We start from the raw sequence: 21,975 nt of genomic DNA on the forward strand, positions 1-21,975 counted from the left end.
CGCCTGACGGACCTCGGGGGCGCGCGGCACCGGGTGCCGGATACCGTAAGAACACCATGAGCGCTTCGCAGACCTCCGACGTCCCCACCCTGCTCGTCAAGATCTTCGGCAAGGACCGGCCGGGCATCACGGCGGGGCTGTTCGACACCCTCGCCGCCTACTCCGTCGACGTGGTCGACATCGAGCAGGTCGTCACCCGTGGCCGGATCGTGCTGTGCGCACTCGTCACCGAGCCGCCACGTGGGCTGGAGGGCGATCTGCGGGCGACGGTGCACAGCTGGGCCGAGTCGATGAAGATGCAGGCCGAGATCATCTCGGGGAAGGGCGACAACCGGCCGCGTGGCCTCGGCCGCTCCCTGGTCACCGTGCTCGGCCACCCGCTCACCTCGGAGGCGACCGCGGCGATCGCCGCCCGGATCACCCGGGCCGGCGGCAACATCGACCGTATCTTCCGGCTGGCCAAATACCCGGTGACGGCGGTCGAGTTCGCCGTGTCCGGTGTGGAGACCGAGCCACTGCGCACCACGCTGGTCACGGACGCCGCGGCCCTCGGCGTGGATGTCGCGGTCGTGGCCGCCGGACTGCACCGCAGGGCGCAGCGGCTGGTCGTGATGGACGTGGACTCCACGCTCATCCAGGACGAGGTGATCGAGCTCTTCGCGGGGCACGCGGGCTGCGAGGACCAGGTCGCCGAGGTGACGGCGGCCGCGATGCGCGGGGAGCTGGACTTCGAGCAGTCGCTGCACGCACGCGTGGCACTGCTGAAGGGGCTGGACGCGTCCGTGGTGGACAAGGTGCGCAGCGAGGTGCGGCTGACGCCGGGTGCGCGCACCCTGATCCGCACCCTGAAGCGGCTCGGCTACCAGGTGGGGGTCGTCTCGGGCGGGTTCACGCAGGTGACCGACGATCTCAAGGAGCGGCTGGGACTGGACTTCGCCCAGGCCAACACGCTGGAGATCGTCGACGGGAAGCTGACCGGCCGGGTCAGCGGCGAGATCGTGGACCGTGCGGGCAAGGCGCGGCTGCTGCGCCGGTTCGCCGCCGAGGCGGGCGTGCCGCTGTCGCAGACCGTGGCGATCGGGGACGGCGCCAACGACCTGGACATGCTGAACGCGGCCGGGCTCGGGGTCGCCTTCAACGCCAAGCCGGTGGTGCGCGAGGCGGCACACACCGCGGTGAACGTGCCGTTCCTGGACACGGTGCTGTATCTGCTGGGTGTCACGCGCGAGGAGGTCGAGGCGGCGGACACGCTCGACCAGCAGCTCGCGGAGGGAATCTGAGCGGGGCCGACCGGGAAAGCGCGGCCGGCCCGCGAGCCGGCCCGCCGCCCCGCCGACGCGGCGGCTCGGCGGGCGCGGGGCCCGGCATCTGCGCGTGGTGCAGGCAGCGGCGCCGGGCCCGGCGCGTCGGCGGGGCGGGTCAGTCGGTCGGCGCCCAGTAGTCGCGCAGCGTGGCGACGCCGGGCTCGAGGGCCTTCCAGGAACCGGTGAAGGACAGGACGGCGAAGGCGGCGGTGGGAAAGCCGCGCCGCCCCATCCGCTCATGGGCCTCGCCCTCGGCCGAGCCGGCCAGGATGTCGGCGAGTCCGTGCACGCCGGGGTTGTGGCCGATCAGCAGAACGCTCCGCAGGTCGTCGGGGGTCTCGTTGAGCAGGGCGATCAGCTCGCCGGGCGAGGCCTCGTAGACCCGCTCCTCGTAGACGGTTTTCGGCCGCTGCGGGAACTCCTGGACGGCGAGCTTCCAGGTCTCCCGGGTCCGGACCGCGGTCGAGCACAGGGCCTGGTCGAAGGGGATGCCGGTGTCGGCCAGCCGACGTCCGGCCTCCGCGGCGTCCTTGCGGCCCCGATCAGCGAGCGGTCGCTCATGGTCGGTCACCTGTGGCCAGTCGGCTTTCGCATGCCGGAAGAGGACAATCGTGCGGGGTTCTGCGACGCTCATGCACCCCAGCTTCGCATGAAACAGGCCATGGGGCGCAGGGAGTTGACATGCGGGTTCTCGCCCTGGAGGCGGGAACGGGGCGTCCGGGCCCGTCCACGCGCCCCGGTGGCCCGGCCGGTGGGTCCCGGCGCGGCACCGGGGGTCAGCCGGCGATCAGCTGCCACAGCCGCTCCAGCAGGGGGGTGAGCGCGGGGGCGTCGGTGGCCGCGTGTGCCTCCGACGGGTTCAGTATCAGCGCGAGCAGGGTGACGAAGGCGAGCGTCGGCAGAGCGAGGGCCCACCAGGGGAGCCGGGTGTCCACGCCGCCCCGGGGAGCCGGGTGGGGCCGGGTGTGCGTAGGGGCCGACATGAGTGCCTCCGCTGGCCTTCGGGCGTGCCTGGACCGGTGATCCGGGTCCGCGACCGCCTGCCGCGGTCACATCTCGAGGCTACGGAGTCCCTGCGCGCCAACCCATCCGGAGATCCACCCACTTGACCCTGACCCTGACCCCCTAGGGGATCGGGGGTTACCCCCACCCCTCCCCCGAGAGGAGGGGCGCGGTCACGGCGCGACGAGGGTCGCCACGATGCCGATGATCACGAAGATCGCGAGGAAGGAGCCGAAGACGAGCAGCATCTTCTTCTGGCCGTGCCGGGGGTTCGGGTCGAGGACTGGCATGCGCCCAGTCTCGCACCCCCCGCCCGGGAGGCGGTCAGCGGGCCGCCTCGTCCTCCACCGTGCGGTCGCGGCCGGCCAGGACGCCGACCAGCATCTGCGGCACCATCAGGGCGCTCATCAGCGCGATCGGCAGGCCCCAGCCTCCGCTGTGCTGGTAGAGCACGCCCACCAGCAGGGGGCCGGGGATGGAGATCAGATAGCCGGTGCTCTGCGCGAAGGCCGACAGCTGGGCGACGCCCGCACCGGTGCGGGCCCGCATGCCGACCATGGTGAGGGCCAGCGGAAAGGCACAGTTGGAGACGCCGAGCAGCACCGCCCAGGCCCAGGCGCCCGCGGCGGGCGCGAAGTACAGGCCGGCGTAGCCCGCCAGGCCGCACACGCCGAGCACGAGCGCGATCGGGCCCTGCCGGGGCAGCCGCGTGGCCACGCGCGGGATGACGAACGCCAGCGGCACCCCCATGACCATGGTGACGGCCAGCAGCAGTCCCGCGGTGCCGGCGGGCACACCCGCGTCCCGGAAGACCTGCGCCATCCAGCCCATCGTGATGTAGGCGCCGGTGGCCTGGAGACCGAAGAAGACGGCCAGGGCCCAGGCCGTCCGGCTGCGGGTGATCCGCAGCGCGGGCTGCCGCCCGCTCCGGTCGGCGCCCGGCGCGGCGGGGCCCGGTACGGGCGTGCTCTCGCGGTTGCGTACGAAGGCCAGCCACGGGAGGACGGCCGCCGCCGCCGGCACGGCCCAGACCGCCAGGCCGGGCTGCCAGTCGCCGTCCAGTGCGCCGGTCAGGGGCACGGTCGCCGCGGCGGCGACGGAGGTGCCGAAGGCGAGGGCCATCGAGTACAGGCCGGTCATGGACCCGACCCGGTCGGGGAACCAGCGCTTGACGATGACCGGCATCAGGACGTTGCTGACCGCGATGCCCATGAGCGCGAGGGCGCTGGCGGCGAGGAAGGCGGCGGTGCTGCCGGCGTACGGGCGGATCAGCAGTCCGGCGGTGATCGCGGCCATGCCGGCGCACACCACCGCGCCGGGTCCGAAGCGGCGGGCCAGCCGCGGGGCGGTGACGCCGAAGACGGCGAAGCAGAGCGGGGGGACGGAGGTGAGGAGTCCGGCCACGCTGCCGCTCATGCCGAGTCCGTCGCGGACCTCTTCGAGGAGCGCGCCGAGGCTGGTGATGGCCGGGCGGAGGTTCAGGGCGGCCAGCACGATGCCGAGGACGAGCAGCCGGGTCCGCCAGGCGGGCCACGCGCGCGTGCCGTGCACTTGCGCTGCCCGGTTCTCCCCGGCGCCGGTCTCCCCCGGCCCGGACGCCGGGGACGCCGGGGACGCCGCGAAGTCGGCCGACAGTGCCGACACGGCGGACCCGGCGGTCCCCCGGGGGTCCGAGGTTGCCTCGGCCGCCCGGGCGTCCCGTGCGGCCGGGGTGGTGACGGTCGTGGACTCCACCGTCCGTGTTTCCTCGCTTGCCATGAGGCCCATCATAGAATCATGGGATGATTGACTGTCCACTCGATCGTCCGCGGCCGTGCTGCCCGCCGCCGGAGCTTCTGTGCAAAGGTGAGCCATGCCCCTGAGCCATCCCCGCCGTTCGGCACTGTCCGAGCAGGTCATCTCCGCCCTGCGGCAGCAGATCGCCTCGGGCGAGTGGCCGGTCGGCTCCCGCATCCCGACCGAGCCCGAGCTGGTCGAGCAGCTCGGCGTCGCGCGCAACACGGTCCGGGAGGCCGTCCGTGCCCTGGCCCACAACGGGCTGCTGGACATCCGCCAGGGTTCGGGCACGTATGTCGTGGCGACGAGCGAGCTGGCCGGCGTGATGCACCGCCGCTTCGCCGACGCCGATCCCGGGCACATCGCCGAGCTGCGCTCCACCCTGGAGTCGGCCGCGGCCCGGCTGGCGGCCGAGCGACGCACCGAGAAGGACCTCAAACAGCTGGACGCGCTGCTGCTGCGCCGCGAGGAAGCCTGGGACTCCGGCGATGCGGAGGCGTTCGTGGCGGCGGACGCCACCTTCCATCTGGCGGTCGTGGCCGCCTCCCACAACGACGTGCTGACCGCGCTCTACGCCGACCTCGGCGAGGTGATGCGGGACTGGCTCCGGGGGGACGTGGGCGAGGAGCTCACCCCGGAGACGCATATGGACCACACCCGGCTGGTCGACGCGATCCGGGCGGGTGACACCGCGACGGCGCAGACCGAGGCGGCGGGCTATCCGTTCCTCTGCCGCCCGGGCCGGTTCAGCGCTCCCTCCGGTGGCTGACCCACGCGGTGCGGACCTCCTTCCAGCAGCGCCCGTCCAGCCGCACCGTCTGGGCGGGACCGGCCGTCACCGGGGTGCTGTCACTGTCCACGTCCCACCAGCGGGCGCACTCGACGTGCAGGCTGACGCGGTCGGGCTCGGGATAGGGGTTGTGACAGTACGCGGTCACCCGGGAGCCCTTGATGCGCACCCGGCACGTGGATCCGAACAGCTGCTCCGGTGCGTCGGAGTCGCCGGAGTCGTCACCTGCGGCGTGCGCGCGCTCCGGTCCGCGCGCGCGTTCCGGGGCGCCCACGCGCGCGTGGGCCAGCACTTCGAACGGCAGGGCGATCACAAAGGCGACGGCGACGGCCGCCGAGGCCGGGCGGCGGTATGAGCGCACAAGGGGGACCTCCTCGGCCGTGCTGGGGAGGGAAGCGCGTGCAGGACTCGTCATCCCGCGTGAGGGACTCGTACTTCCGCGTGGGGGGACTCCTGCTCCACAGTGCGCTGCTGACGCCGCGCCCGCCCGGCCGGTGGCGCCGAACGGGTGACACGCCGAGGGCCCGCACCCTGCCGGGTGCGGGCCCTGGTACGTCAGGCGGTACGGGGCGGCCGGCCGCTCACGCGCCGATGGCGTGCAGCCCGCCGTCGACGTGGATGATCTCGCCCGTGGTCTTCGGGAACCAGTCGCTGAGCAGGGCGACGACGCCGCGGCCGGTCGGCTCCGGGTCCTTCAGGTCCCACTCCAGCGGGGAGCGGGTGTCCCACACCGACGCCAGATCGCTGAAGCCCGGGATGGACTTGGCGGCCATGGAGCCGAGCGGGCCCGCGGAGATCAGGTTGCAGCGGATGTTCTGCTTGCCCAGGTCGCGCGCCATGTAGCGGTTGGTGGCCTCCAGGGCCGCCTTGGCCGGGCCCATCCAGTCGTACTGCGGCCAGGCGTACTGCGCGTCGAAGGTGAGGCCGACGACCGATCCGCCGTTCTGCATCAGCGGCAGGCAGGCCATGGTGAGCGACTTCAGGGAGAACGCCGAGACGTGCATGGCCGTGGCCACGGACTCGAACGGGGTGTTCAGGAAGTTGCCGCCGAGCGCGTCCTGCGGCGCGAAGCCGATCGAGTGCACCACGCCGTCGAGGCCGCCGAGCTCCTCGCCGACGATGTCGGCCAGCCGCCCGAGGTGCTCGTCGTTGGTGACGTCCAGCTCGATGACCTTGGTGGGCCTCGGCAGCTTCTTGGCGATGCGCTCGGTCAGCGTGGGCCGCGGGAACGCGGTGAGGATGATCTCGGCGCCCTGTTCCTGGGCCAGCTTCGCGGTGTGGAAGGCGATGGAGGACTCCATCAGCACACCGGTGATCAGGACGCGCTTGCCCTCGAGGATTCCACTCATGGTGATCAGTGACCCATTCCCAGTCCGCCGTCAACGGGGATGACGGCTCCAGTGATGTACGAGGCGTCGTCCGAGGCGAGGAACCGCACCGCAGCGGCGATCTCCTCCGGCTGCGCGTACCGGCCGAGCGGGACCTGCGAGACGATGCCGGCCCGCTGCTCCTCGCTGAGCACCTTGGTCATGTCGGTGTCGACGAAGCCGGGGGCGACGACGTTGAAGGTGATGTTGCGCGAGCCCAGCTCGCGGGCGAGGGAGCGCGCGAAGCCGACCAGGCCGGCCTTGGAGGCGGCGTAGTTCGCCTGCCCCGCGCTGCCGAGCAGACCGACGACGGAGGAGATGAGGACGACGCGGCCCTTCTTGGCGCGCAGCATGCCCCGGTTTGCGCGCTTGACGACCCGGAAGGTGCCGGTGAGGTTGGTGTCGAGGACGGAGGTGAAGTCCTCCTCGGACATCCGCATGAGCAGCTGGTCCTTGGTGACGCCGGCGTTGGCGACCAGGACCTCGACGGGACCGTGCGCGTCCTCGATCTCCTTGTAGGCCTGCTCCACCTGCTCGGCGTCGGTGATGTCGCACCTGACGGCGAGGCAGCCCAGATCCGTGAGGGCGGCCGGGGGTTCACCCGAGCGGTATGTGACGGCGACCTTATCACCGGCCTCGGCGAACGCGCGGGCGATGGCGAGGCCGATGCCCCGGTTGCCTCCGGTGACGAGAACCGAGCGGCTCAACGGATCACCCTTTCCATAGCGGTCTGACACACCCGCCCGGACCCGTGGAGAGCAGGCGGCTTCCCCGAAAACCTATCGGGCGCGGACCGCCCGCGGACAATCGGGCACCGACAGTGGCTTACCGGACTGACTGTCGGGTCCCTACAGAAAGGAAGCGCCGACCGGCCGGAAACCTGTGGTCCACGGAAGGGTTGGACGACATCATCGGAGCCAGCACGGAGCTCAGCGACCACGGACCACCCCGCACACGCCCACGCCGACAGAAAGAGACGCCGGTGCCTCACAGCCTCGACGAGGCCTTCACGGGCCTCCCCCTACGCCCCCTCGCCGACGCCGCCCTCGCACGCGCGCGTGCGCTCGGGGCCGAGCACGCGGACTTCCGGCTGGAGCGGATCCGCAGCGCGTCCTGGCGGCTGCGGGACGCCAGGCCCTCCGGCTCCTCGGACACCACCGACCTCGGGTACGCGGTTCGGGTGGTGCACGGCGGCACCTGGGGCTTCGCCTCCGGGGTCGACCTCACCCTGGACGCCGCCGCCAAGGTCGCCTCGCAGGCGGTGGCGATGGCCAGGCTGTCCGCGCAGGTGATCAAGGCCGCCGGGTCGGACGAGCACGTCGAGCTCGCCGACGAGCCGGTGCACGCCGACCGGACCTGGATCTCCGCGTACGGGATCGACCCGTTCACCGTGCCCGACGGGGAGAAGGCGGGGCTGCTGGCCGAGTGGAGCTCCCGGCTGCTGGCGGCCGACGGGGTCGACCATGTGGACGCGTCGCTGCTCACCGTCCGCGAGAACAAGTTCTACGCCGACACCGCCGGGACCGTGACCACGCAGCAGCGGGTGCGGCTGCATCCGGTGCTGACCGCGGTGTCGGTGGACGACTCCAGCGGTGAGTTCGACTCGATGCGCACCCTCGCACCGCCGGCCGGCCGCGGCTGGGAGTACCTGACGGGCACCGGCTGGGACTGGGACCGGGAGCTGGCGGAGATCCCCGAGCTGCTCGCCGAGAAGATGCGGGCGCCCAGCGTCGAGCCCGGGCTGTACGACCTGGTCGTCGACCCGTCGAACCTGTGGCTGACCATCCACGAGTCCATCGGGCACGCCACCGAACTGGACCGCGCCCTCGGCTACGAGGCCGCCTACGCCGGCACCTCCTTCGCCACCTTCGACCAGCTCGGCAAGCTGCGCTACGGCTCGGAGCTGATGAACGTCACCGGGGACCGCACCGCCGAGCACGGCCTGGCCACCGTCGGCTACGACGACGAGGGCGTCCAGGCGCAGTCCTGGGACCTGGTGAAGGACGGCACGCTGGTCGGCTACCAGCTGGACCGGCGCATCGCCCGGCTGACCGGCTTCGACCGGTCCAACGGGTGCGCCTACGCCGACTCGCCCGGCCATGTGCCGGTGCAGCGCATGGCCAACGTGTCGCTGCAGCCGGATCCGGGCGGGCTGTCCACCGAGGACCTGATCGGAGGCGTCGACCTGGGTGTCTACGTGGTCGGCGACCGGTCCTGGTCGATCGACATGCAGCGCTACAACTTCCAGTTCACCGGGCAGCGGTTCTACCGGATCGAGAACGGGCGGCTCGCCGGACAGCTGCGGGACGTCGCCTACCAGGCGACGACCACCGACTTCTGGGGCTCCATGGCGGCCGTCGGCGGTCCGCAGACCTATGTCCTGGGCGGTGCCTTCAACTGCGGCAAGGCCCAGCCGGGGCAGGTCGCCGCCGTGTCGCACGGCTGTCCGTCCGCCCTCTTCAAGGGAGTCAGCATCCTCAACACCACGCAGGAGGCCGGTCGATGAGCGCCCGTACGAACAGGCCCCACGAGATCGTCGAGCGGGCGCTGGAGCTGTCCCGGGCGGACGGCTGTGTCGTGATCGCCGACGAGCACTCCACCGCCAATCTGCGCTGGGCGGGCAACGCGCTCACCACCAACGGCGTCACCCGCGGGCGCACGCTCACGGTGGTCGCCACCGTCGACGGCGGTCGGGGCACGGCGTCGGGGGTGGTGTCCCGGTCCGCGGTGACCCGGGACGAGCTGGAGCCACTGGTGCGCGCGGCCGAGGCGGCGGCCCGCGACGCCGGCCCGGCCGAGGACGCGCAGCCGCTGGTCACCGGGGTGCCGGAGGCCCCGGACTTCGCCGATCCGCCGGCCGAGACCTCGTCCGCCGTCTTCGCCGACTTCGCTCCGGCGCTGGGCGAGGCGTTCGCACGCGCGCGTGGCGGCGGACGGGAGCTGTACGGCTTCGCCAACCACGAGATGGTGTCGACCTACCTCGGGACGTCCACGGGGCTGCGGCTGCGCTGCGACCTGCCCACCGGGACGCTGGAGCTGAACGCCAAGTCGCCGGACCGCACCCGCTCGGCGTGGGCGGGCCGCACCACCCGGGACTTCAAGGACGTCGACCCCGAGGCGCTCGACGCCGAGCTGGCCGTGCGGCTCAGCTGGGCCGAGCGGCGCGTCGACCTGCCCGCGGGCCGGTACGAGACGCTGCTGCCGCCGACCGCGGTGGCGGATCTGCTGGTCTACCAGCTGTGGTCGGCGTCCGGGCGGGACGCCGCCGAGGGGCGGACGGTGTTCTCCAGGCCCGGTGGCGGCACCCGCGTGGGCGAGCGGCTGAGCGAGCTGCCCCTGACCCTGCGCAGCGATCCGGCCGAGCCCGGTCTGGAGACGGCGCCGTTCGTGATCGCGCACTCCTCCGGGGGCGACCAGTCGGTGTTCGACAACGGGCTGCCGGTACACGCCACGGAGTGGATCCGCGCGGGCGAGCTGGCGCATCTGACCACCACCCGGCACAGCGCCGCGCTGACGGGGCTCCCCGTCACACCGGCCGGCGACAACCTGGTCATGGACGGTGGCACGGACCGGTCCCTGGACGAGATGGTCGCCGGAACCGGGCGCGGGCTCCTGCTGACCTGCCTGTGGTACATCCGCGAGGTCGATCCGGCGACGCTGCTGCTCACCGGGCTGACCCGGGACGGCGTCTACCTGGTGGAGAACGGCGAGGTGACCGGTGAGGTGAACAACTTCCGGTTCAACGAGTCGCCGGTGAGCCTGCTGGGCCGGGCGACCGAGGCGGGCCGGACGGAGCGGACGCTGCCGCGGGAGTGGGGCGACTGGTTCACCCGGGCCGCCGTGCCCGCGCTGCGCATCCCGGATTTCCATATGAGCTCGGTCAGCCGGGGCGTATAACCTCGTAGTCGGCTGTCACCCGACCGCCGGAAGGTCATGTCGATGACCGCCGAAGTCCACCGGCGATCAACGACGCTCGGCATTGAAGATCATCTAGGAGACGCGAGAACCGTGACGGACATCGTCGACGAGCTGAAGTGGCGCGGGCTGTTCGCCCAGTCCACTGACGAGGACGCTTTGCGCAAGGCGCTCGCGGACGGTCCCGTCACGTTCTATTGCGGCTTCGACCCGACCGCGCCGTCGTTGCACGTGGGACACCTGGTGCAGGTGCTCACCGTGCGCCGGCTCCAGCAGGCCGGGCACCGGCCGCTGGCGCTGGTCGGCGGTGCGACCGGGCTGATCGGCGACCCCCGCCCGACCGCGGAGCGTACGCTGAACGACCCGGAGACGGTGGCCGGCTGGGTCGACCGGCTGCGCGGCCAGATCGAGCCGTTCCTGTCCTTCGAGGGCGAGAACGCGGCCGTGCTGGTCAACAACCTGGACTGGACCCAGGGGCTCGGCGCGATCGAGTTCCTGCGGGACATCGGCAAGCACTTCCGGGTCAACAAGATGCTGACCAAGGACTCCGTCGCCCGGCGCCTGGAGTCCTCGGAAGGCATCAGCTACACCGAGTTCAGCTACCAGCTGCTGCAGGCCATGGACTTCCTCCAGCTCCACCGGAGGTACGGCTGCACGATGCAGCAGGGCGGCAGCGACCAGTGGGGCAACCTCACGGCAGGCCTGGACCTGATCCACCGGCTGGAGCCGGAGGCCACCGTGCACGCCTACGCCACACCGCTGATGACCAAGGCGGACGGCACCAAGTTCGGCAAGACCGAGGGCGGCGCCGTCTGGCTGGACCCGGAGATGACCACGCCGTACGCGTTCTACCAGTTCTGGCTGAACGTCGACGACCGGGACATCTCCCCGTACCTGCGGATCCTCTCCTTCCGGTCCCCCGAGGAGCTGGCGGAGCTGGAGCGGCAGACACAGGAGCGCCCGCAGGCCCGGGCCGCGCAGCGGGCCCTGGCCGAGGAGCTGACGACGCTGGTGCACGGCGCCGAGCAGACCGCGGCCGTGATCGCCGCGTCCCGGGCCCTCTTCGGTCAGGGCGATCTGTCGGAGCTGGACGAGAGGACACTGGCCGCGGCGCTCTCCGAGGTGCCGCACATCCGGGTCGCCCGGCCGGGCCCGGTGGTGGACCTGTTCGCCGAGGTCGGCCTGGTGGCCAGCAAGTCGGCCGCCCGCCGCACGGTCAAGGAGGGCGGCGCCTACGTGAACAACGTGAAGGTCGCCGCGGAGGACGCGGTGACCGCCGGGGAGGACCTGCTGCACGGGCGCTGGCTGGTGCTGCGCCGCGGCAAGAAGAACCTGGCAGCGGTGGAGGTCACCGGCGGCTGAGCGGCAGCGCACACGGACGAGGGGCGGATCCGGAGACCGGGGTCCGCCCCTCGTCGTGTGCCCGTCGCGCCGCCGGTCGTCCCCGTCCGCCAGAGGCACCGGGGCCGCCGGTCAGGTGTCGGTGCGCTGTCCACCGCGCACCGACATGTAGGCCCGGTCACCGACGGCGACGATCACGATCGCGGCGCCGAGCTGGAAGAGGTGCCGCCACCAGTCGATGCCGGAGGTCTCGTCGACGCCTGCGGCCCGGGCGATCGCGTTGCCGATGATCGCGCCGAGCATGCCGAAGATGGTGGTCAGCCACAGGGGGCTGTGCTGCTTGCCCGGGATGATCGCCTTGGCGATCAGACCGAGCACGAATCCGACGATGATCGCCCACAACCAGCCCATGGCTGCCTCCTCGTCCCGTTCCGGATGAGCATTACCGGCAAGTCTCGGCAGGTGACGCGAACGGCGCACGGCGGGTACGGCCGTCCGGGGGCCGGTCTCGTGGGCGGCTCGGGCGCGGCGTACCGTGGGAGCTGTCCGGGACCGGTGTCCCCGAGCGGTCGCGGGCGGAGCGGGGCGGGGAGCCGAAGCGGTCGGACGGTGGAATGTGATGCGGAAGCACGGCAGCGGCGGCGGCGCCCAGGTATTCCGGATCACCGGAGCCCGGACGGGCCTCCAGGAGGACGTGCGCGGACGGCAGCGCCGGTACGTCATCTCGATGTCGATCCGCACACTGTCGGTGATCCTCGCGGCCACGCTGTGGAACGTGGAGCGACATGTCGCGATCGTGGCGCTGGTGCTGGGGGCGGTGCTGCCTTATATCGCGGTGGTGATCGCCAATGCCGGGCGGGAGAACGCTCCGTCGCTGCCCAGTACGTTCGTCGCCGGTCCGACCCGGCCGGTGCTGACCTCGTCGGAACCGGAGGGCCGGCATCCGGAACCCGGGAGCGGCCATCCGGAGCCGGCCGCGGAGGACCGCGGGGCGAGACCGGGCGCACGGCCGGGATCGCCGTCGGAATCGTCCTCGGGATCGCCGTCGGAATCGTCCTCGGGATCGCCGTCGGAATCGTCCTCGGGATCGCCGTCGGGAGCGGCTGCGCAGGGTGAGCCGCACGAGCACTCGTGAGCCGCACGGTGAGGGCGGGCTGAGGTCTCTTCCGCACCAAGCTCAGGAAAAGCTCAGATCAATCATGCTGTTCCGGTGCCGGGCGGCGGGTCACCCGTGACATACTTCGTAGGCGCTCCGCATCCCCCGTCGGAGCGACGGACCGACGCCGGGCAGCTCCCCCCGTGGCTGCTCGGCGTCGCCTTTTGTGCGCCGGTGCGGTGTGCCGGTGCGCGGCGCCGAGGGGTGCGCCGACCGGGTTAGGGTCGGCGTGTGACTCCCGCTGAGCCCGATATGCCGATCTGTTCCGCCAAGGGCTGCCGTGCCGCCGCCGTATGGGTACTGGCCTGGAACAACCCGAAGATCCACACCCCGGAGCGGCGCAAGACGTGGCTCGCGTGCGAGGACCACCGGGAGCATCTGTCGAAGTTCCTCGGGGTGCGGGGCTTTCTGAAGGACGTCGTCGCCTTCGAGGAGTGGGAGGCGCCCGGGGACTCCGGCGGCTGACCCCGCGGGTCGCTCCCGGAGGCGGACGTCACCCGCCGATCGCGGACATCGGCCGGTCCGGCTGGACGAACGCCGGGTCGTCAAGGCCGGCGCCGGCCTTCTTGCCCCACATGGCCAGCCGCCAGATGCGGGCGATCTCCTCGTCCGGGGCGTCGGAGCGCAGGGCGGCGCGCAGGTCGGTCTCCTCCCGGGCGAACAGGCAGGTGCGGACCTGTCCGTCGGCGGTCAGCCGGGTGCGGTCGCAGGCGGCGCAGAAGGGCCGGGTGACCGAGGCGATGACGCCGACCCGGTGCGGGCCGCCGTCGACGACCCAGCGCTCGGCCGGGGCGGAGCCGCGCTCCTCCGAGCCCTCGGGGGCCAGCTCGAAGCGGGTGCGCAGCGAGGTCAGGATGTCCCCGGCGGTGATCATGCCGTCGCGCTTCCAGCCGTGCTGGGCGTCGAGCGGCATCTGCTCGATGAAGCGCAGCTCGTAGTCGTGCTCGACCGCCCAGGCGAGCAGGTCTGGCGCCTCGTCGTCATTGAGCCCCGGCATCAGGACGGAGTTGACCTTGACCGGGGTCAGGCCGGCCTCTCGGGCGGCGTGCAGGCCCTCCAGGACGTCGTGGTGGCGGTCACGGCGGGTGAGGGTCTTGAAGACGTCGGGGCGGAGCGTGTCCAGCGACACATTGACCCGGTCCAGGCCGGCTTCCTTCAGAGCCGTCGCGGTGCGCTTCAGACCGATGCCGTTGGTGGTGAGGGACATCTGGGGGCGCTGCTGCAGGGCGGCGACCCGCTCGACGATGCCGACCAGGCCGGGGCGGAGCAGCGGCTCGCCGCCGGTGAACCGGACCTCCTCGATGCCCAGCGAGGTGACCGCGATGTCGATCAGACGGACGATCTCGTCGTCGGTGAGCAGATCGGGCTTGGCCAGCCACTGCAGGCCTTCCTCGGGCATGCAGTAGGTGCAGCGCAGATTGCAGCGGTCGGTCAGCGAGACCCTCAGGTCGGTGGCCACACGGCCGTAGGTGTCGATGAGCACTGGGCCCCCTCCCTCGACGCGGATCGGCGGAGCATCTCTCTCCCCGACATCTGCGAGCCTACGTGACCGCGCTGACATCGACAGCGGCCGGAAGCCACGAGGTACGGCGCGGCCCCGTCGTAGGGACCTACGACGGGGCCGTGCGGGGGGGTGCGCTCAGTGGGCTCCGGTGCCGGTCAGGGAGCGGACCTCCAGCTCCGCGTACTTGCCGGTGTCGGGCTCCTCCCTGGACAGGACGGTGCCGAGCCAGCCCATCAGGAAGCCGAACGGGATGGAGATGATGCCGGGGTTCTGCAGCGGGAACCAGGCGAAGTCGACGTCGGGGAACATCGCCTTGGGGGCGCCGGAGACGACCGGTGAGAACAGCACCAGACCGACGGCGACGGTCAGACCGCCGTAGATCGACCACAGCGCGCCCCGGGTGGTGAAGCGCTTCCAGAAGAGGCTGTAGAGGATGGTCGGCAGGTTGGCGGAGGCGGCGACCGCGAATGCCAGGGCGACCAGGCCGGCCACGTTGAGGTCGCGGGCGAGTGCGCCCAGGCCGATGGAGACGACGCCGATGAAGACGGTCGCCCAGCGGGCCGCGCGGACCTCCTCCGCGCCGGTCGCCCTGCCCTTGCGGATGACGTTGGCGTAGATGTCGTGCGCGAAGGACGACGACGAGGCCAGGGTGAGGCCGGCCACGACGGCGAGGATGGTGGCGAAGGCCACCGCCGAGATGGTGGCGAGCAGGATCGCGCCCCAGGCCGAGTCGACACCGCCGAGATGCAGGGCGAGCAGCGGCGCGGCGGTGTTGCCCGACGGGTTGGAGGCGATGATCTCGTCCTGGGAGATGAGCGCCGCGGCGCCGAAGCCGAGGGCGATGGTCATCAGGTAGAAGGCGCCGATGATGCCGATGGCCCAGTTCACGGACTTACGGGCGGCCTTGGCGTTGGGCACCGTGTAGAAGCGGATCAGGATGTGCGGCAGGCCGGCCGTGCCGAGCACCAGGGCGATGCTCAGGGAGATGAAGTCCAGCTTCGTGGTGCCGCTGCCGCCGTACTTCAGGCCGGGCTCCAGGAAGGCGGCGCCCTTGCCGCTGTTGCCGGCGGCGGAGCCGAGCAGGTCGGAGATGTTGAAGTTGAACTTCAGCAGCACCAGGAAGGTGATCAGGATGGTGCCGCCGATGAGCAGCACGGCCTTGACCATCTGCACCCACGTGGTGCCCTTCATCCCGCCGATGGAGACGTAGACGATCATCAGGACGCCGACCAGGGCGACGATGAGGACCTTGCCGGCGTCGGAGGTGATGCCGAGCAGCAGCGAGACCAGGACACCGGCGCCGGCCATCTGGGCCAGCAGATAGAAGATCGAGACGACGATGGTGGAGGTACCGGCGGCGGTGCGCACCGGGCGTTGCCGCATGCGGTAGGCGAGGACGTCGCCCATGGTGTAGCGGCCGGAGTTTCTCAGTGGCTCGGCGACCAGCAGCAGCGCCACCAGCCAGGCGACCAGGAAGCCGATGGAGTACAGGAAGCCGTCGTAGCCGAAGAGGGCGATGGCGCCGGCGATGCCCAGGAACGACGCGGCGGACATGTAGTCGCCGGAGACCGCGAGCCCGTTCTGGAAGGCGCTGAACTGCCGGCCGCCGGCGTAGAAGTCGGCGGCGTCCTTGGTCTGGCGGCCCGCCCAGACGGTGATGAACAGGGTCGCGACGACGAACACCCCGAACAGGGTGATGATCAGCGGGCGGTGCTCACCGGCCTCGTTGGCGGCGAGGAACAGGGTCTGGTCGGGGCTCATGCGCCGCCCTCCATCCGGGACTTGATGGCCTCGGCCTTGGGGTCGAGCTCGGCGGCGGCGTGCCGCGCGTACCACCAGGCGATGAGGAACGTGGTGACGAACTGGGCGATGCCCAGCACGAAGGCGACGTTGATGTTGCCGAACAGTTCGGTGCCCATGAACCCGCCGGCGTAGTTGGACAGCAGCACGTACAGCAGGTACCAGGCGACGAAGGCGATCGTCAGCGGGAAGGCGAAGGAGCGGAAGGAGCGGCGCAGTTCACCGAACTCGGCGCTCTGCTGCACCTCGGCGAACTCCTCGGTGCTGGGGAGCCGGTGCTGCTCTTTCGAGGGGGGCGGTGCGTCGGCGGCCACGGAGTCTCCTCGTACGACGGACATGACGGCGGTTACCTCGGTCTTTCTCGCAGGGAGGCGGTGTTGCTCGTGCTTCCCTGCCCAACGACACGGCGGCTCCTGAGGACCGGTTCAAGTCCCGGTGCACATTCCCAAGTCAGCTTTCGGGAAGTCATTGCTGGCCAGGGGCTTCGGGAGATAGCTTCACCCTGCACCACCCGTCATGTACCTGCCCGAGCACCACCTGTGTCTCGGGCCGGTTTCGTTTTCCGGATGATGTGGAGATCCCATGGCTCATCTGCCTTCCAGACGCCGGCTCGCCCTCGCCGTTCCGCTCGCGCTGTCGCTGACCCTCTCGCTCGGGTTCCTGCCGGCGTCCGCGTCGGCCGCCACCCCGCGCACCCAGCCCGCGGCCGAGGCCGCCGACGCGCCGGAACTGGCGTACGTCGTCAACACGCGGACGGACCGTCGCACGATCGCGTCGGTGAAGAGGGCGATATGGGCGGCCGGCGGCAAGGTCGTGGTCACGTACCAGCGGATCGGTGTGATCGTCGTCCACTCGGCCAACCCGGACTTCGGCGAGCAGATACGCACCGCGCGCGGGGTGCAGTCGGCGGGTGCGACGCGCACCGCGCCGCTGACGGCGGCCGGGACGACGGACGAGGGCGCCGTGGAGCTGCTGTCGAAGGAGCAGGCCGCACGGACCGCCCGGGCCTCCGCCGCCACGGACGGCAGCGAGCCGCTGGAGGCGGACCAGTGGGACCTGCGCGCGATCGGCGCCGACCGGGCCGCGAAGATCAACCCGGGCAGCAGCAGGGTGACCGTCGCCGTGATCGACACCGGCGTCGACGACACCCACCCGGACCTCGCCCCGAACTTCTCCGCGTCGCAGTCGGCGAACTGCGTCGGCGGCGTTGCGGACACCCGTGAGGGCGCCTGGCGGCCCTACACGGACGACGACTACCACGGCACCCATGTGGCCGGTGAGATCGCCGCCGCCCGCAACGGCATCGGCGTCGCCGGTGTCGCACCCGGCGTCAAGGTGTCCAGCATCAAGGTGAGCGACCCGGACAACGGCCTCTTCTACCCGGAGAACGTGGTCTGCGCGTTCGTGTTCGCCGCCGACCACGGCGTGGAGATCACGAACAACAGCTACTACATCGACCCGTGGCTGTACAACTGCATGGACGACCCGGACCAGCGGGCCATCGTCGACGCGGTCAACCGGGCGCAGCTGTACGCCCAGCGCAAGGGCACCCTGCACCTGGCCTCGGCGGGCAACTCCAACCACGACCTGGCCTCCGACGCCATCGTCGACGACACCAGCCCGGACGACTCCACGCCGGTGACCCGGACCATCGACCCGAGCGAGTGCTTCGACCTGCCGACCCAGCTGCCCGGCGTCGTCACGGTCAGCGCCACGGGTGTGGACAACGTCAAGTCGTACTACTCCACGTACGGCAAGGGTGTCGTCGATGTGGCGGCGCCCGGTGGCGACCGCCGCTACCAGATCCCGGACACACCGTCGAAGAACGGCCGGATCCTGTCCACCATGCCGAACAACCAGTACGGCTTCCTGCAGGGCACCTCGATGGCCGCGCCGCACGCCGCGGGCGTCGCCGCGCTGCTGAAGTCGAAGTATCCGTGGGCCTCCCCCGCCACGCTGCAGCTGCTGCTGAAGGTGCAGGCGGACGACACGGCCTGCCCGGCCTCCTACGACCAGGACGGCGACGGCGTCCAGGACGCGGTGTGCGAGGGCGGCAAGCGCGTGAACGGCTTCTACGGGTCCGGCATCGTCAACGCGCTGCGGGCGGTGAAGTGACCCGCGCCGCCCGGATCCTCGCCATCTCGGACGAACTGGAGACCTCGCCCATGACAGCCCCCCACGCACGCCACCGGCGCGCGCTCGCGATCCCGGCCGGCCTTGCCGTGCTGACGGCCCTCGCGTTCCTGCCGGGCACACCGGCCGCGGCGGCCGAGGCGCCCGCCGCCACAGCCGGCACCACGGCGGACGCCGACTCGTTCAGCTACGTCGTCAACGTCCGCCCCGGACACGGTCCCTCCGAACGGGTGCGGCGGGCGATAGCCGAGGCCGGCGGCACGATCGTGACGTCGTACGACCGGATCGGCGTGGTGGTCGTGCACGCCTCGGCCCCGGACTTCGCCGAGGCGGTCCGCACAGTGCGGGGCGTGCAGTCGGCCGGCGCCACCCGGACCGCGCCGCTGCCGTCGGCCGCCACGACCGACGTGGGCACCCCCCGGGTGCTCGGCGCCGAGGAGATCGCCGCCGCAGAGGCCACCGAGGGCCAGGATCCGCTGCAGTCGCTGCAGTGGGACCTGCCCGCCATCAAGGCGGACAAGGCGCACGAGAAGTCGCTGGGCAGCAGCAGGGTGACCGTCGCCGTCATCGACACGGGCGTGGACGACACCCACCCGGACATCGCGCCCAACTTCGACCGCGAGGCCTCCGTCAACTGTGTCTCCGGCAAGCCGGACACCAGCGAGGGCGCCTGGCGGCCCGGCCCCGGGGAGAGCCCGCACGGCACCCATGTGGCCGGTGAGATCGCCGCCGCCAAGAACGGCGTCGGCATGACGGGTGTCGCGCCCGGGGTGAAGGTCTCCGGCATCAAGGTGTCCAACCCGGACGGCTACTTCTACACCGAGGCCGTGGTGTGCGGGTTCGTGTGGGCCGCCGAGCACGGCGTCGACGTGACCAACAACAGCTACTACACCGACCCGTGGTACTTCAACTGCAGGAACGACCCGGACCAGAAGGCGCTCGTCGAGGCGGTCTCCCGGGCCTCGCGCTACGCCGAGCGCAAGGGCGCGGTCAACGTCGCAGCGGCCGGCAACGAGAACTACGACCTCGCGGCCGACGAGATCACCGACCCGGTCTCGCCCAACGACTCCACGCCCTCCGACCGGGTGATCGACCCGTCCGAGTGCTACGACATGCCGACCCAGCTGCCGGGCGTCGTCACCGTGGCGGCGACCGGCGCGAAGGGCCTGAAGTCGTCGTTCTCCAACTACGGTCGCGGCGTCGTCGACATCGCGGCCCCCGGCGGTGACGCGACGGCGTACCAGAAGCCGGAGCCGCCCGCGAACAGCGGACTGATCCTGGGCCCGCTGCCCGGCGGCAAGTGGGGCTACATGGCCGGCACGTCGATGGCCGCGCCGCACGTCGCGGGCGTCGCCGCGCTCATCAAGTCGACCCATCCGTACGCTCCCCCGGCCCTGGTCAAGGCGCTGCTGTATCTGCAGGCCGACGCCACGCCGTGCACCGAGCCGTACGACATCGACGGCGACGGCAAGGCCGACGCGGTGTGCGAGGGCCCGAAGAACCGCAACGGCTTCTACGGCTGGGGCATGGCGGACGCACTGGACGCGGTCACGAGGTAGTCCCGTCCCGCGCACCGTCGGGCATCTCCCGTCAGCGCGCTCTCCCGGGTCATTCGGTGACCCGGGAGAGCGTGTTTCCGGCCCGGTCTCCCGTCCGGCAGCCGGCACGGAGCCGGCGAACACACCGGGCCGGGACGGAACGCCGGACCGCCAGTCGCCCTGCCGGGCTTGCCCGTTCCGGGGGGAACTGGTGAAGATTTCGCAGTGACACCGATACGACCCCCGTCCCGGGCGACCCCTTCCGGCCGGACTCCGCAGCCGGAGCCGGAGCCACGACCGGGGCCCGCCGGCTTCGGCCGGTCCGCGGCCGTGCTGGTGCTGGTGGCGCTGGGGGCACTGATACCGCTGCTCGGCCCCTCCCCCGCGCTGCACGGCACCGGCGAGGCCGCCGCTCCCGGCACCGGCGGCATCGCCCTGCTGCGCACGGTGCTGTTCGCGGCGCTGTGCGTGCCGCTGGGCGAACTCTTCGTCGACCGGCTGGCGAGGTCGCTGCCCGGCGCTCCCGGGGAGCGGCCCCGCAGCTGGTCCCCGCACGCGGCGGTCGCCGGCTGCGGCGCCGCGCTGGCCCTCGCCTCGGTCGTGGCCACCGGAAACCTGGTGCCGGGCGCTCTCACCGAGATCGACGTCGGCGGCCTGTACGCGACCCGTGACGGCAAGCTCGCGCTGCTGGAGGTCAACGCGTTCCTCGCGGCCGGACTGTGTGCGGTCTCCCGGCGGCCCCGCACCCAAGTGTGGCCGCTGGCCGCCGTGGTGGTCGCCGAGGCGCTGCGCGCCCATCCCCCGGACGAGCACAGCCCGCTGCTCGGCTCCGGGCTGACGCTCGTCCACCTCACCTGCGCCTCGCTGTGGGTGGGGGGTCTGCTGTACGCCCTGCGGACGGTTCGGCAGTGGCGCGGCACCGAGGCGGGAGCGGCACTGCTGGGCAGGTACGCGCGCGTGGCGGCGGGTTTGCTGGCCGCCATCACCGCCACCGGCGTGTGCAGTTCGCTGCGCCGGATGCCGCCGGAGACCGTGGTGGAGCAGTTGACGACCACGGCGTACGGCAGGGTACTGCTCGCCAAGGTGCTGCTGGTGGCGGTCGTCGCCGCCCTCGCGCTGCGGGCGCGGGTCCGGCTGGGCCGGGCCGGCCCGCCGGCGGCCTGCTCGCCCGCGCGCGCGGAGGTCGCCGTCCTGGGCGCGGTGGTCGCGGTGTCGGGTCTGCTGACGGCGCTGCCGGTGCCGATCCGGTGGTGACGGCGGGCGTGCGCCGGGTGGAACCCCGGCGCACGGAGGGGCACTTGGCGCGGGAACGGCCCCTGCGGGACGGGACTGTCAGTCGTGGCCCGTATCCTCGGTGACCATGCTCGAAGACCGCACGACCGCAGCGTCCTCCCGCACTGCGTGGCCGGCCGCGTATCCGCAGGGATACGCGGTCGTTGACGTGGAGACCACCGGCCTGGCCCGCGACGACCGCATAGTGTCGGCGGCGGTCTACCGGCTGGACGCCCGTGGTGAGGTCGAGGACCACTGGTACACGGTGATCAACCCGGAGCGGGATCCGGGCCCGGTGTGGATACACGGTCTGACGAGCGAGGCGCTCGAGGGAGCACCGCTCTTCGTGGACATCGCCGAGGAGTTCGCCGCCCGGCTCGACGGGCGGGTGCTGGTCGCGCACAACGCCGTCTTCGACTGGCAGATGATCGCCCGCGAGTACGCGCGCGCCGAGCGCGAGGCGCCGGTGCGGCAACGCCTGTGCACCATCGCGCTCTCCAAGGAGCTGGCGCTGCCCCTGCCCAACCACAAGCTGGAGTCGCTCGCCGCGCACTTCGGCGTCGTCCAGCAGCGGGCGCACCACGCGCTGGACGACGCGCGCGTGCTGGCGGAGGCGTTCCGGCCGAGTCTGCGGGCCGCGGCGGCGGGCGGGGTCCGGCTGCCGCTGCACGAGTGCCGGCCGCTGACCGAGTGGGTGGACCGGCCCGCACCGCGCATCGGCCGGCAGACGGGCTACGGCGGGTACCGGCCGGGCAGCTGGCGCCCCTCCCGCAAAAGGCCTGCATGCCCCCATCCCAACCCGGGCCGCTACGAAGAAGGCAAACGCCTCAAACAGGGCATGCGGGTCGCCTTCTCGGGTGACACCTCCATCGACCGCGAGCTGCTGGAGGACCGCGCGGCCGAGGCCGGGCTGCACGTGTCGACCAGTCTGTCCCGGCTGACCAGCCTGCTGGTCACCAACGACCCGGACTCCGGCACGTCGAAGGTGGTCAAGGCCCGGCAGTACGGCACTCCGGTGCTGGACGAGGCGGCGTTCGGACAACTGCTCAGAGACGTCGAACCGGCGGACGACTGAAC

Annotated in this window: 22 protein-coding genes; 11 read left to right on the forward strand and 11 right to left on the reverse strand. The window is 71.9% G+C overall.

The genetic code is table 11. From position 1 onward, the window contains the following. Positions 1-56: 56 nt before the first annotated feature. Positions 57-1,280 (forward strand): phosphoserine phosphatase SerB, encoded by a 1,224-nt coding sequence (serB, locus tag V5O46_RS28295; RefSeq protein WP_332887557.1) that lies wholly within the window; start codon positions 57-59, stop codon positions 1,278-1,280. 139 nt (positions 1,281-1,419) lie between these two features. On the opposite strand, the gene V5O46_RS28300 is transcribed toward serB, so the two are convergent. From V5O46_RS28300 to V5O46_RS28315, 4 genes are all read right to left on the reverse strand, one after another. Further along, a complete protein-coding gene (locus V5O46_RS28300; RefSeq protein WP_332887558.1) occupies positions 1,420-1,938 on the reverse strand; it encodes a SixA phosphatase family protein in 519 nt (172 codons plus the stop codon). A 142-nt stretch (positions 1,939-2,080) separates the two neighbouring features. Next, on the reverse strand, positions 2,081-2,287 hold the full coding sequence (locus V5O46_RS28305; RefSeq protein ID WP_332887559.1) for a hypothetical protein: 207 nt from the start codon (positions 2,285-2,287) through the stop codon (positions 2,081-2,083). Positions 2,288-2,479: 192 nt separating this feature from the next. Next, a complete protein-coding gene (locus tag V5O46_RS28310; RefSeq protein WP_332887560.1) occupies positions 2,480-2,596 on the reverse strand; it encodes an SGM_5486 family transporter-associated protein in 117 nt (38 codons plus the stop codon). A 34-nt stretch (positions 2,597-2,630) separates the two neighbouring features. Beyond that, positions 2,631-4,064 (reverse strand): CynX/NimT family MFS transporter, encoded by a 1,434-nt coding sequence (locus V5O46_RS28315; protein WP_332887561.1) that lies wholly within the window; start codon positions 4,062-4,064, stop codon positions 2,631-2,633. A 94-nt stretch (positions 4,065-4,158) separates the two neighbouring features. Here V5O46_RS28315 and V5O46_RS28320 point away from each other — a divergent pair, with 94 nt between their 5' ends. Further along, a complete protein-coding gene (locus tag V5O46_RS28320) occupies positions 4,159-4,851 on the forward strand; it encodes a FadR/GntR family transcriptional regulator (protein ID WP_332887562.1) in 693 nt (230 codons plus the stop codon). Here the strand turns inward: V5O46_RS28320 and V5O46_RS28325 are convergent. From V5O46_RS28325 to fabG, 3 genes are all read right to left on the reverse strand, one after another. Next, the gene (locus V5O46_RS28325; RefSeq protein WP_332887563.1) at positions 4,829-5,233 is read right to left on the reverse strand and encodes a hypothetical protein; all 405 of its coding nucleotides are present in this window, start codon (positions 5,231-5,233) and stop codon (positions 4,829-4,831) included. The two genes, V5O46_RS28320 and V5O46_RS28325, sit on opposite strands and share 23 nt — an antisense overlap. 220 nt (positions 5,234-5,453) lie before the next feature. Next, positions 5,454-6,221 carry an enoyl-ACP reductase FabI gene (fabI, locus tag V5O46_RS28330; protein ID WP_332887564.1) on the reverse strand — a complete coding sequence of 256 codons (768 nt, stop codon included), beginning with the start codon at positions 6,219-6,221 and terminating at the stop codon, positions 5,454-5,456. Positions 6,222-6,226: 5 nt separating this feature from the next. Further along, positions 6,227-6,946 carry a 3-oxoacyl-[acyl-carrier-protein] reductase gene (gene fabG / locus V5O46_RS28335; protein ID WP_332887565.1) on the reverse strand — a complete coding sequence of 240 codons (720 nt, stop codon included), beginning with the start codon at positions 6,944-6,946 and terminating at the stop codon, positions 6,227-6,229. Between the two features lie 275 nt (positions 6,947-7,221). On the opposite strand from fabG, the gene V5O46_RS28340 reads away from it, so the two are divergent. The 3 genes from V5O46_RS28340 to tyrS all read left to right on the forward strand — a co-directional run bounded on the left by V5O46_RS28340 (position 7,222) and on the right by tyrS (position 11,516). After that, entirely contained in the window at positions 7,222-8,745 is a 1,524-nt protein-coding gene (locus V5O46_RS28340; protein ID WP_332887566.1) for a TldD/PmbA family protein, read from the forward strand. After that, positions 8,742-10,136, forward strand: coding sequence for a metallopeptidase TldD-related protein (locus V5O46_RS28345; RefSeq protein ID WP_332887567.1), 1,395 nt, complete (start codon positions 8,742-8,744; stop codon positions 10,134-10,136). Before V5O46_RS28340 ends, V5O46_RS28345 begins: the two co-directional genes overlap by 4 nt. Before the next feature lie 111 nt (positions 10,137-10,247). After that, complete coding sequence (tyrS, locus tag V5O46_RS28350) at positions 10,248-11,516, forward strand: tyrosine--tRNA ligase (RefSeq protein WP_332887568.1); 1,269 nt, start codon at positions 10,248-10,250, stop codon at positions 11,514-11,516. A gap of 111 nt (positions 11,517-11,627) precedes the next feature. Here tyrS and V5O46_RS28355 read toward each other — a convergent pair whose 3' ends face one another. Continuing rightward, positions 11,628-11,906 carry a GlsB/YeaQ/YmgE family stress response membrane protein gene (locus V5O46_RS28355; protein WP_332887569.1) on the reverse strand — a complete coding sequence of 93 codons (279 nt, stop codon included), beginning with the start codon at positions 11,904-11,906 and terminating at the stop codon, positions 11,628-11,630. A 208-nt stretch (positions 11,907-12,114) separates the two neighbouring features. On the opposite strand from V5O46_RS28355, the gene V5O46_RS28360 reads away from it, so the two are divergent. After that, positions 12,115-12,630 carry a DUF3099 domain-containing protein gene (locus V5O46_RS28360; RefSeq protein ID WP_332887570.1) on the forward strand — a complete coding sequence of 172 codons (516 nt, stop codon included), beginning with the start codon at positions 12,115-12,117 and terminating at the stop codon, positions 12,628-12,630. A 273-nt stretch (positions 12,631-12,903) separates the two neighbouring features. After that, entirely contained in the window at positions 12,904-13,116 is a 213-nt protein-coding gene (locus tag V5O46_RS28365) for a hypothetical protein (RefSeq protein ID WP_332887571.1), read from the forward strand. Between the two features lie 28 nt (positions 13,117-13,144). On the opposite strand, the gene moaA is transcribed toward V5O46_RS28365, so the two are convergent. From moaA to V5O46_RS28380, 3 genes are all read right to left on the reverse strand, one after another. After that, positions 13,145-14,134 carry a GTP 3',8-cyclase MoaA gene (gene moaA, locus V5O46_RS28370; protein WP_332887572.1) on the reverse strand — a complete coding sequence of 330 codons (990 nt, stop codon included), beginning with the start codon at positions 14,132-14,134 and terminating at the stop codon, positions 13,145-13,147. Positions 14,135-14,290: 156 nt separating this feature from the next. Beyond that, positions 14,291-15,916: a solute symporter family protein gene (locus tag V5O46_RS28375; protein WP_332887573.1), complete on the reverse strand. Its 1,626-nt coding sequence runs from the start codon at positions 15,914-15,916 to the stop codon at positions 14,291-14,293. Then, a complete protein-coding gene (locus V5O46_RS28380; RefSeq protein ID WP_332887595.1) occupies positions 15,913-16,269 on the reverse strand; it encodes a DUF485 domain-containing protein in 357 nt (118 codons plus the stop codon). The genes V5O46_RS28375 and V5O46_RS28380 overlap by 4 nt, the downstream gene beginning before the upstream one ends. A gap of 268 nt (positions 16,270-16,537) precedes the next feature. Here V5O46_RS28380 and V5O46_RS28385 point away from each other — a divergent pair, with 268 nt between their 5' ends. The 4 genes from V5O46_RS28385 (at position 16,538) to V5O46_RS28400 (ending at position 21,973) form a co-directional block, all read left to right on the forward strand. Continuing rightward, the gene (locus V5O46_RS28385; RefSeq protein WP_332887574.1) at positions 16,538-18,070 is read left to right on the forward strand and encodes a S8 family serine peptidase; all 1,533 of its coding nucleotides are present in this window, start codon (positions 16,538-16,540) and stop codon (positions 18,068-18,070) included. 50 nt (positions 18,071-18,120) lie between these two features. Then, entirely contained in the window at positions 18,121-19,647 is a 1,527-nt protein-coding gene (locus V5O46_RS28390; protein WP_332887575.1) for a S8 family peptidase, read from the forward strand. Between the two features lie 204 nt (positions 19,648-19,851). Next, complete coding sequence (locus V5O46_RS28395) at positions 19,852-20,880, forward strand: CopD family protein (protein ID WP_332887576.1); 1,029 nt, start codon at positions 19,852-19,854, stop codon at positions 20,878-20,880. A gap of 106 nt (positions 20,881-20,986) precedes the next feature. Further along, positions 20,987-21,973 carry a DEDDh family exonuclease gene (locus V5O46_RS28400; protein WP_332887577.1) on the forward strand — a complete coding sequence of 329 codons (987 nt, stop codon included), beginning with the start codon at positions 20,987-20,989 and terminating at the stop codon, positions 21,971-21,973. The last annotated feature ends 2 nt before the right edge of the window (positions 21,974-21,975 follow it).

Origin of the sequence: Streptomyces poriticola (assembly GCF_036689765.1) — a bacterium.
Classification (GTDB): Bacteria; Actinomycetota; Actinomycetes; order Streptomycetales; family Streptomycetaceae; genus Streptomyces; species Streptomyces poriticola.

What these genes read in the sequence shown, in the direction of transcription:
- V5O46_RS28360 (WP_332887570.1), top strand. Translation starts at nt 12,115, where the DNA reads ATGCGGAAGCACGGCAGCGGCGGCGGCGCCCAGGTATTCCGGATCACC.
- V5O46_RS28375 (WP_332887573.1), bottom strand. Translation starts at nt 15,916, where the DNA reads ATGAGCCCCGACCAGACCCTGTTCCTCGCCGCCAACGAGGCCGGTGAG.
- V5O46_RS28400 (WP_332887577.1), top strand. Translation starts at nt 20,987, where the DNA reads ATGCTCGAAGACCGCACGACCGCAGCGTCCTCCCGCACTGCGTGGCCG.
- V5O46_RS28305 (WP_332887559.1), bottom strand. Translation starts at nt 2,287, where the DNA reads ATGTCGGCCCCTACGCACACCCGGCCCCACCCGGCTCCCCGGGGCGGC.
- V5O46_RS28390 (WP_332887575.1), top strand. Translation starts at nt 18,121, where the DNA reads ATGACAGCCCCCCACGCACGCCACCGGCGCGCGCTCGCGATCCCGGCC.
- fabI (WP_332887564.1), bottom strand. Translation starts at nt 6,221, where the DNA reads ATGAGTGGAATCCTCGAGGGCAAGCGCGTCCTGATCACCGGTGTGCTG.
- V5O46_RS28310 (WP_332887560.1), bottom strand. Translation starts at nt 2,596, where the DNA reads ATGCCAGTCCTCGACCCGAACCCCCGGCACGGCCAGAAGAAGATGCTG.
- V5O46_RS28385 (WP_332887574.1), top strand. Translation starts at nt 16,538, where the DNA reads ATGGCTCATCTGCCTTCCAGACGCCGGCTCGCCCTCGCCGTTCCGCTC.
- V5O46_RS28365 (WP_332887571.1), top strand. Translation starts at nt 12,904, where the DNA reads ATGCCGATCTGTTCCGCCAAGGGCTGCCGTGCCGCCGCCGTATGGGTA.
- V5O46_RS28355 (WP_332887569.1), bottom strand. Translation starts at nt 11,906, where the DNA reads ATGGGCTGGTTGTGGGCGATCATCGTCGGATTCGTGCTCGGTCTGATC.
- serB (WP_332887557.1), top strand. Translation starts at nt 57, where the DNA reads ATGAGCGCTTCGCAGACCTCCGACGTCCCCACCCTGCTCGTCAAGATC.
- V5O46_RS28320 (WP_332887562.1), top strand. Translation starts at nt 4,159, where the DNA reads ATGCCCCTGAGCCATCCCCGCCGTTCGGCACTGTCCGAGCAGGTCATC.
- V5O46_RS28345 (WP_332887567.1), top strand. Translation starts at nt 8,742, where the DNA reads ATGAGCGCCCGTACGAACAGGCCCCACGAGATCGTCGAGCGGGCGCTG.
- V5O46_RS28315 (WP_332887561.1), bottom strand. Translation starts at nt 4,064, where the DNA reads ATGGCAAGCGAGGAAACACGGACGGTGGAGTCCACGACCGTCACCACC.
- V5O46_RS28300 (WP_332887558.1), bottom strand. Translation starts at nt 1,938, where the DNA reads ATGAGCGTCGCAGAACCCCGCACGATTGTCCTCTTCCGGCATGCGAAA.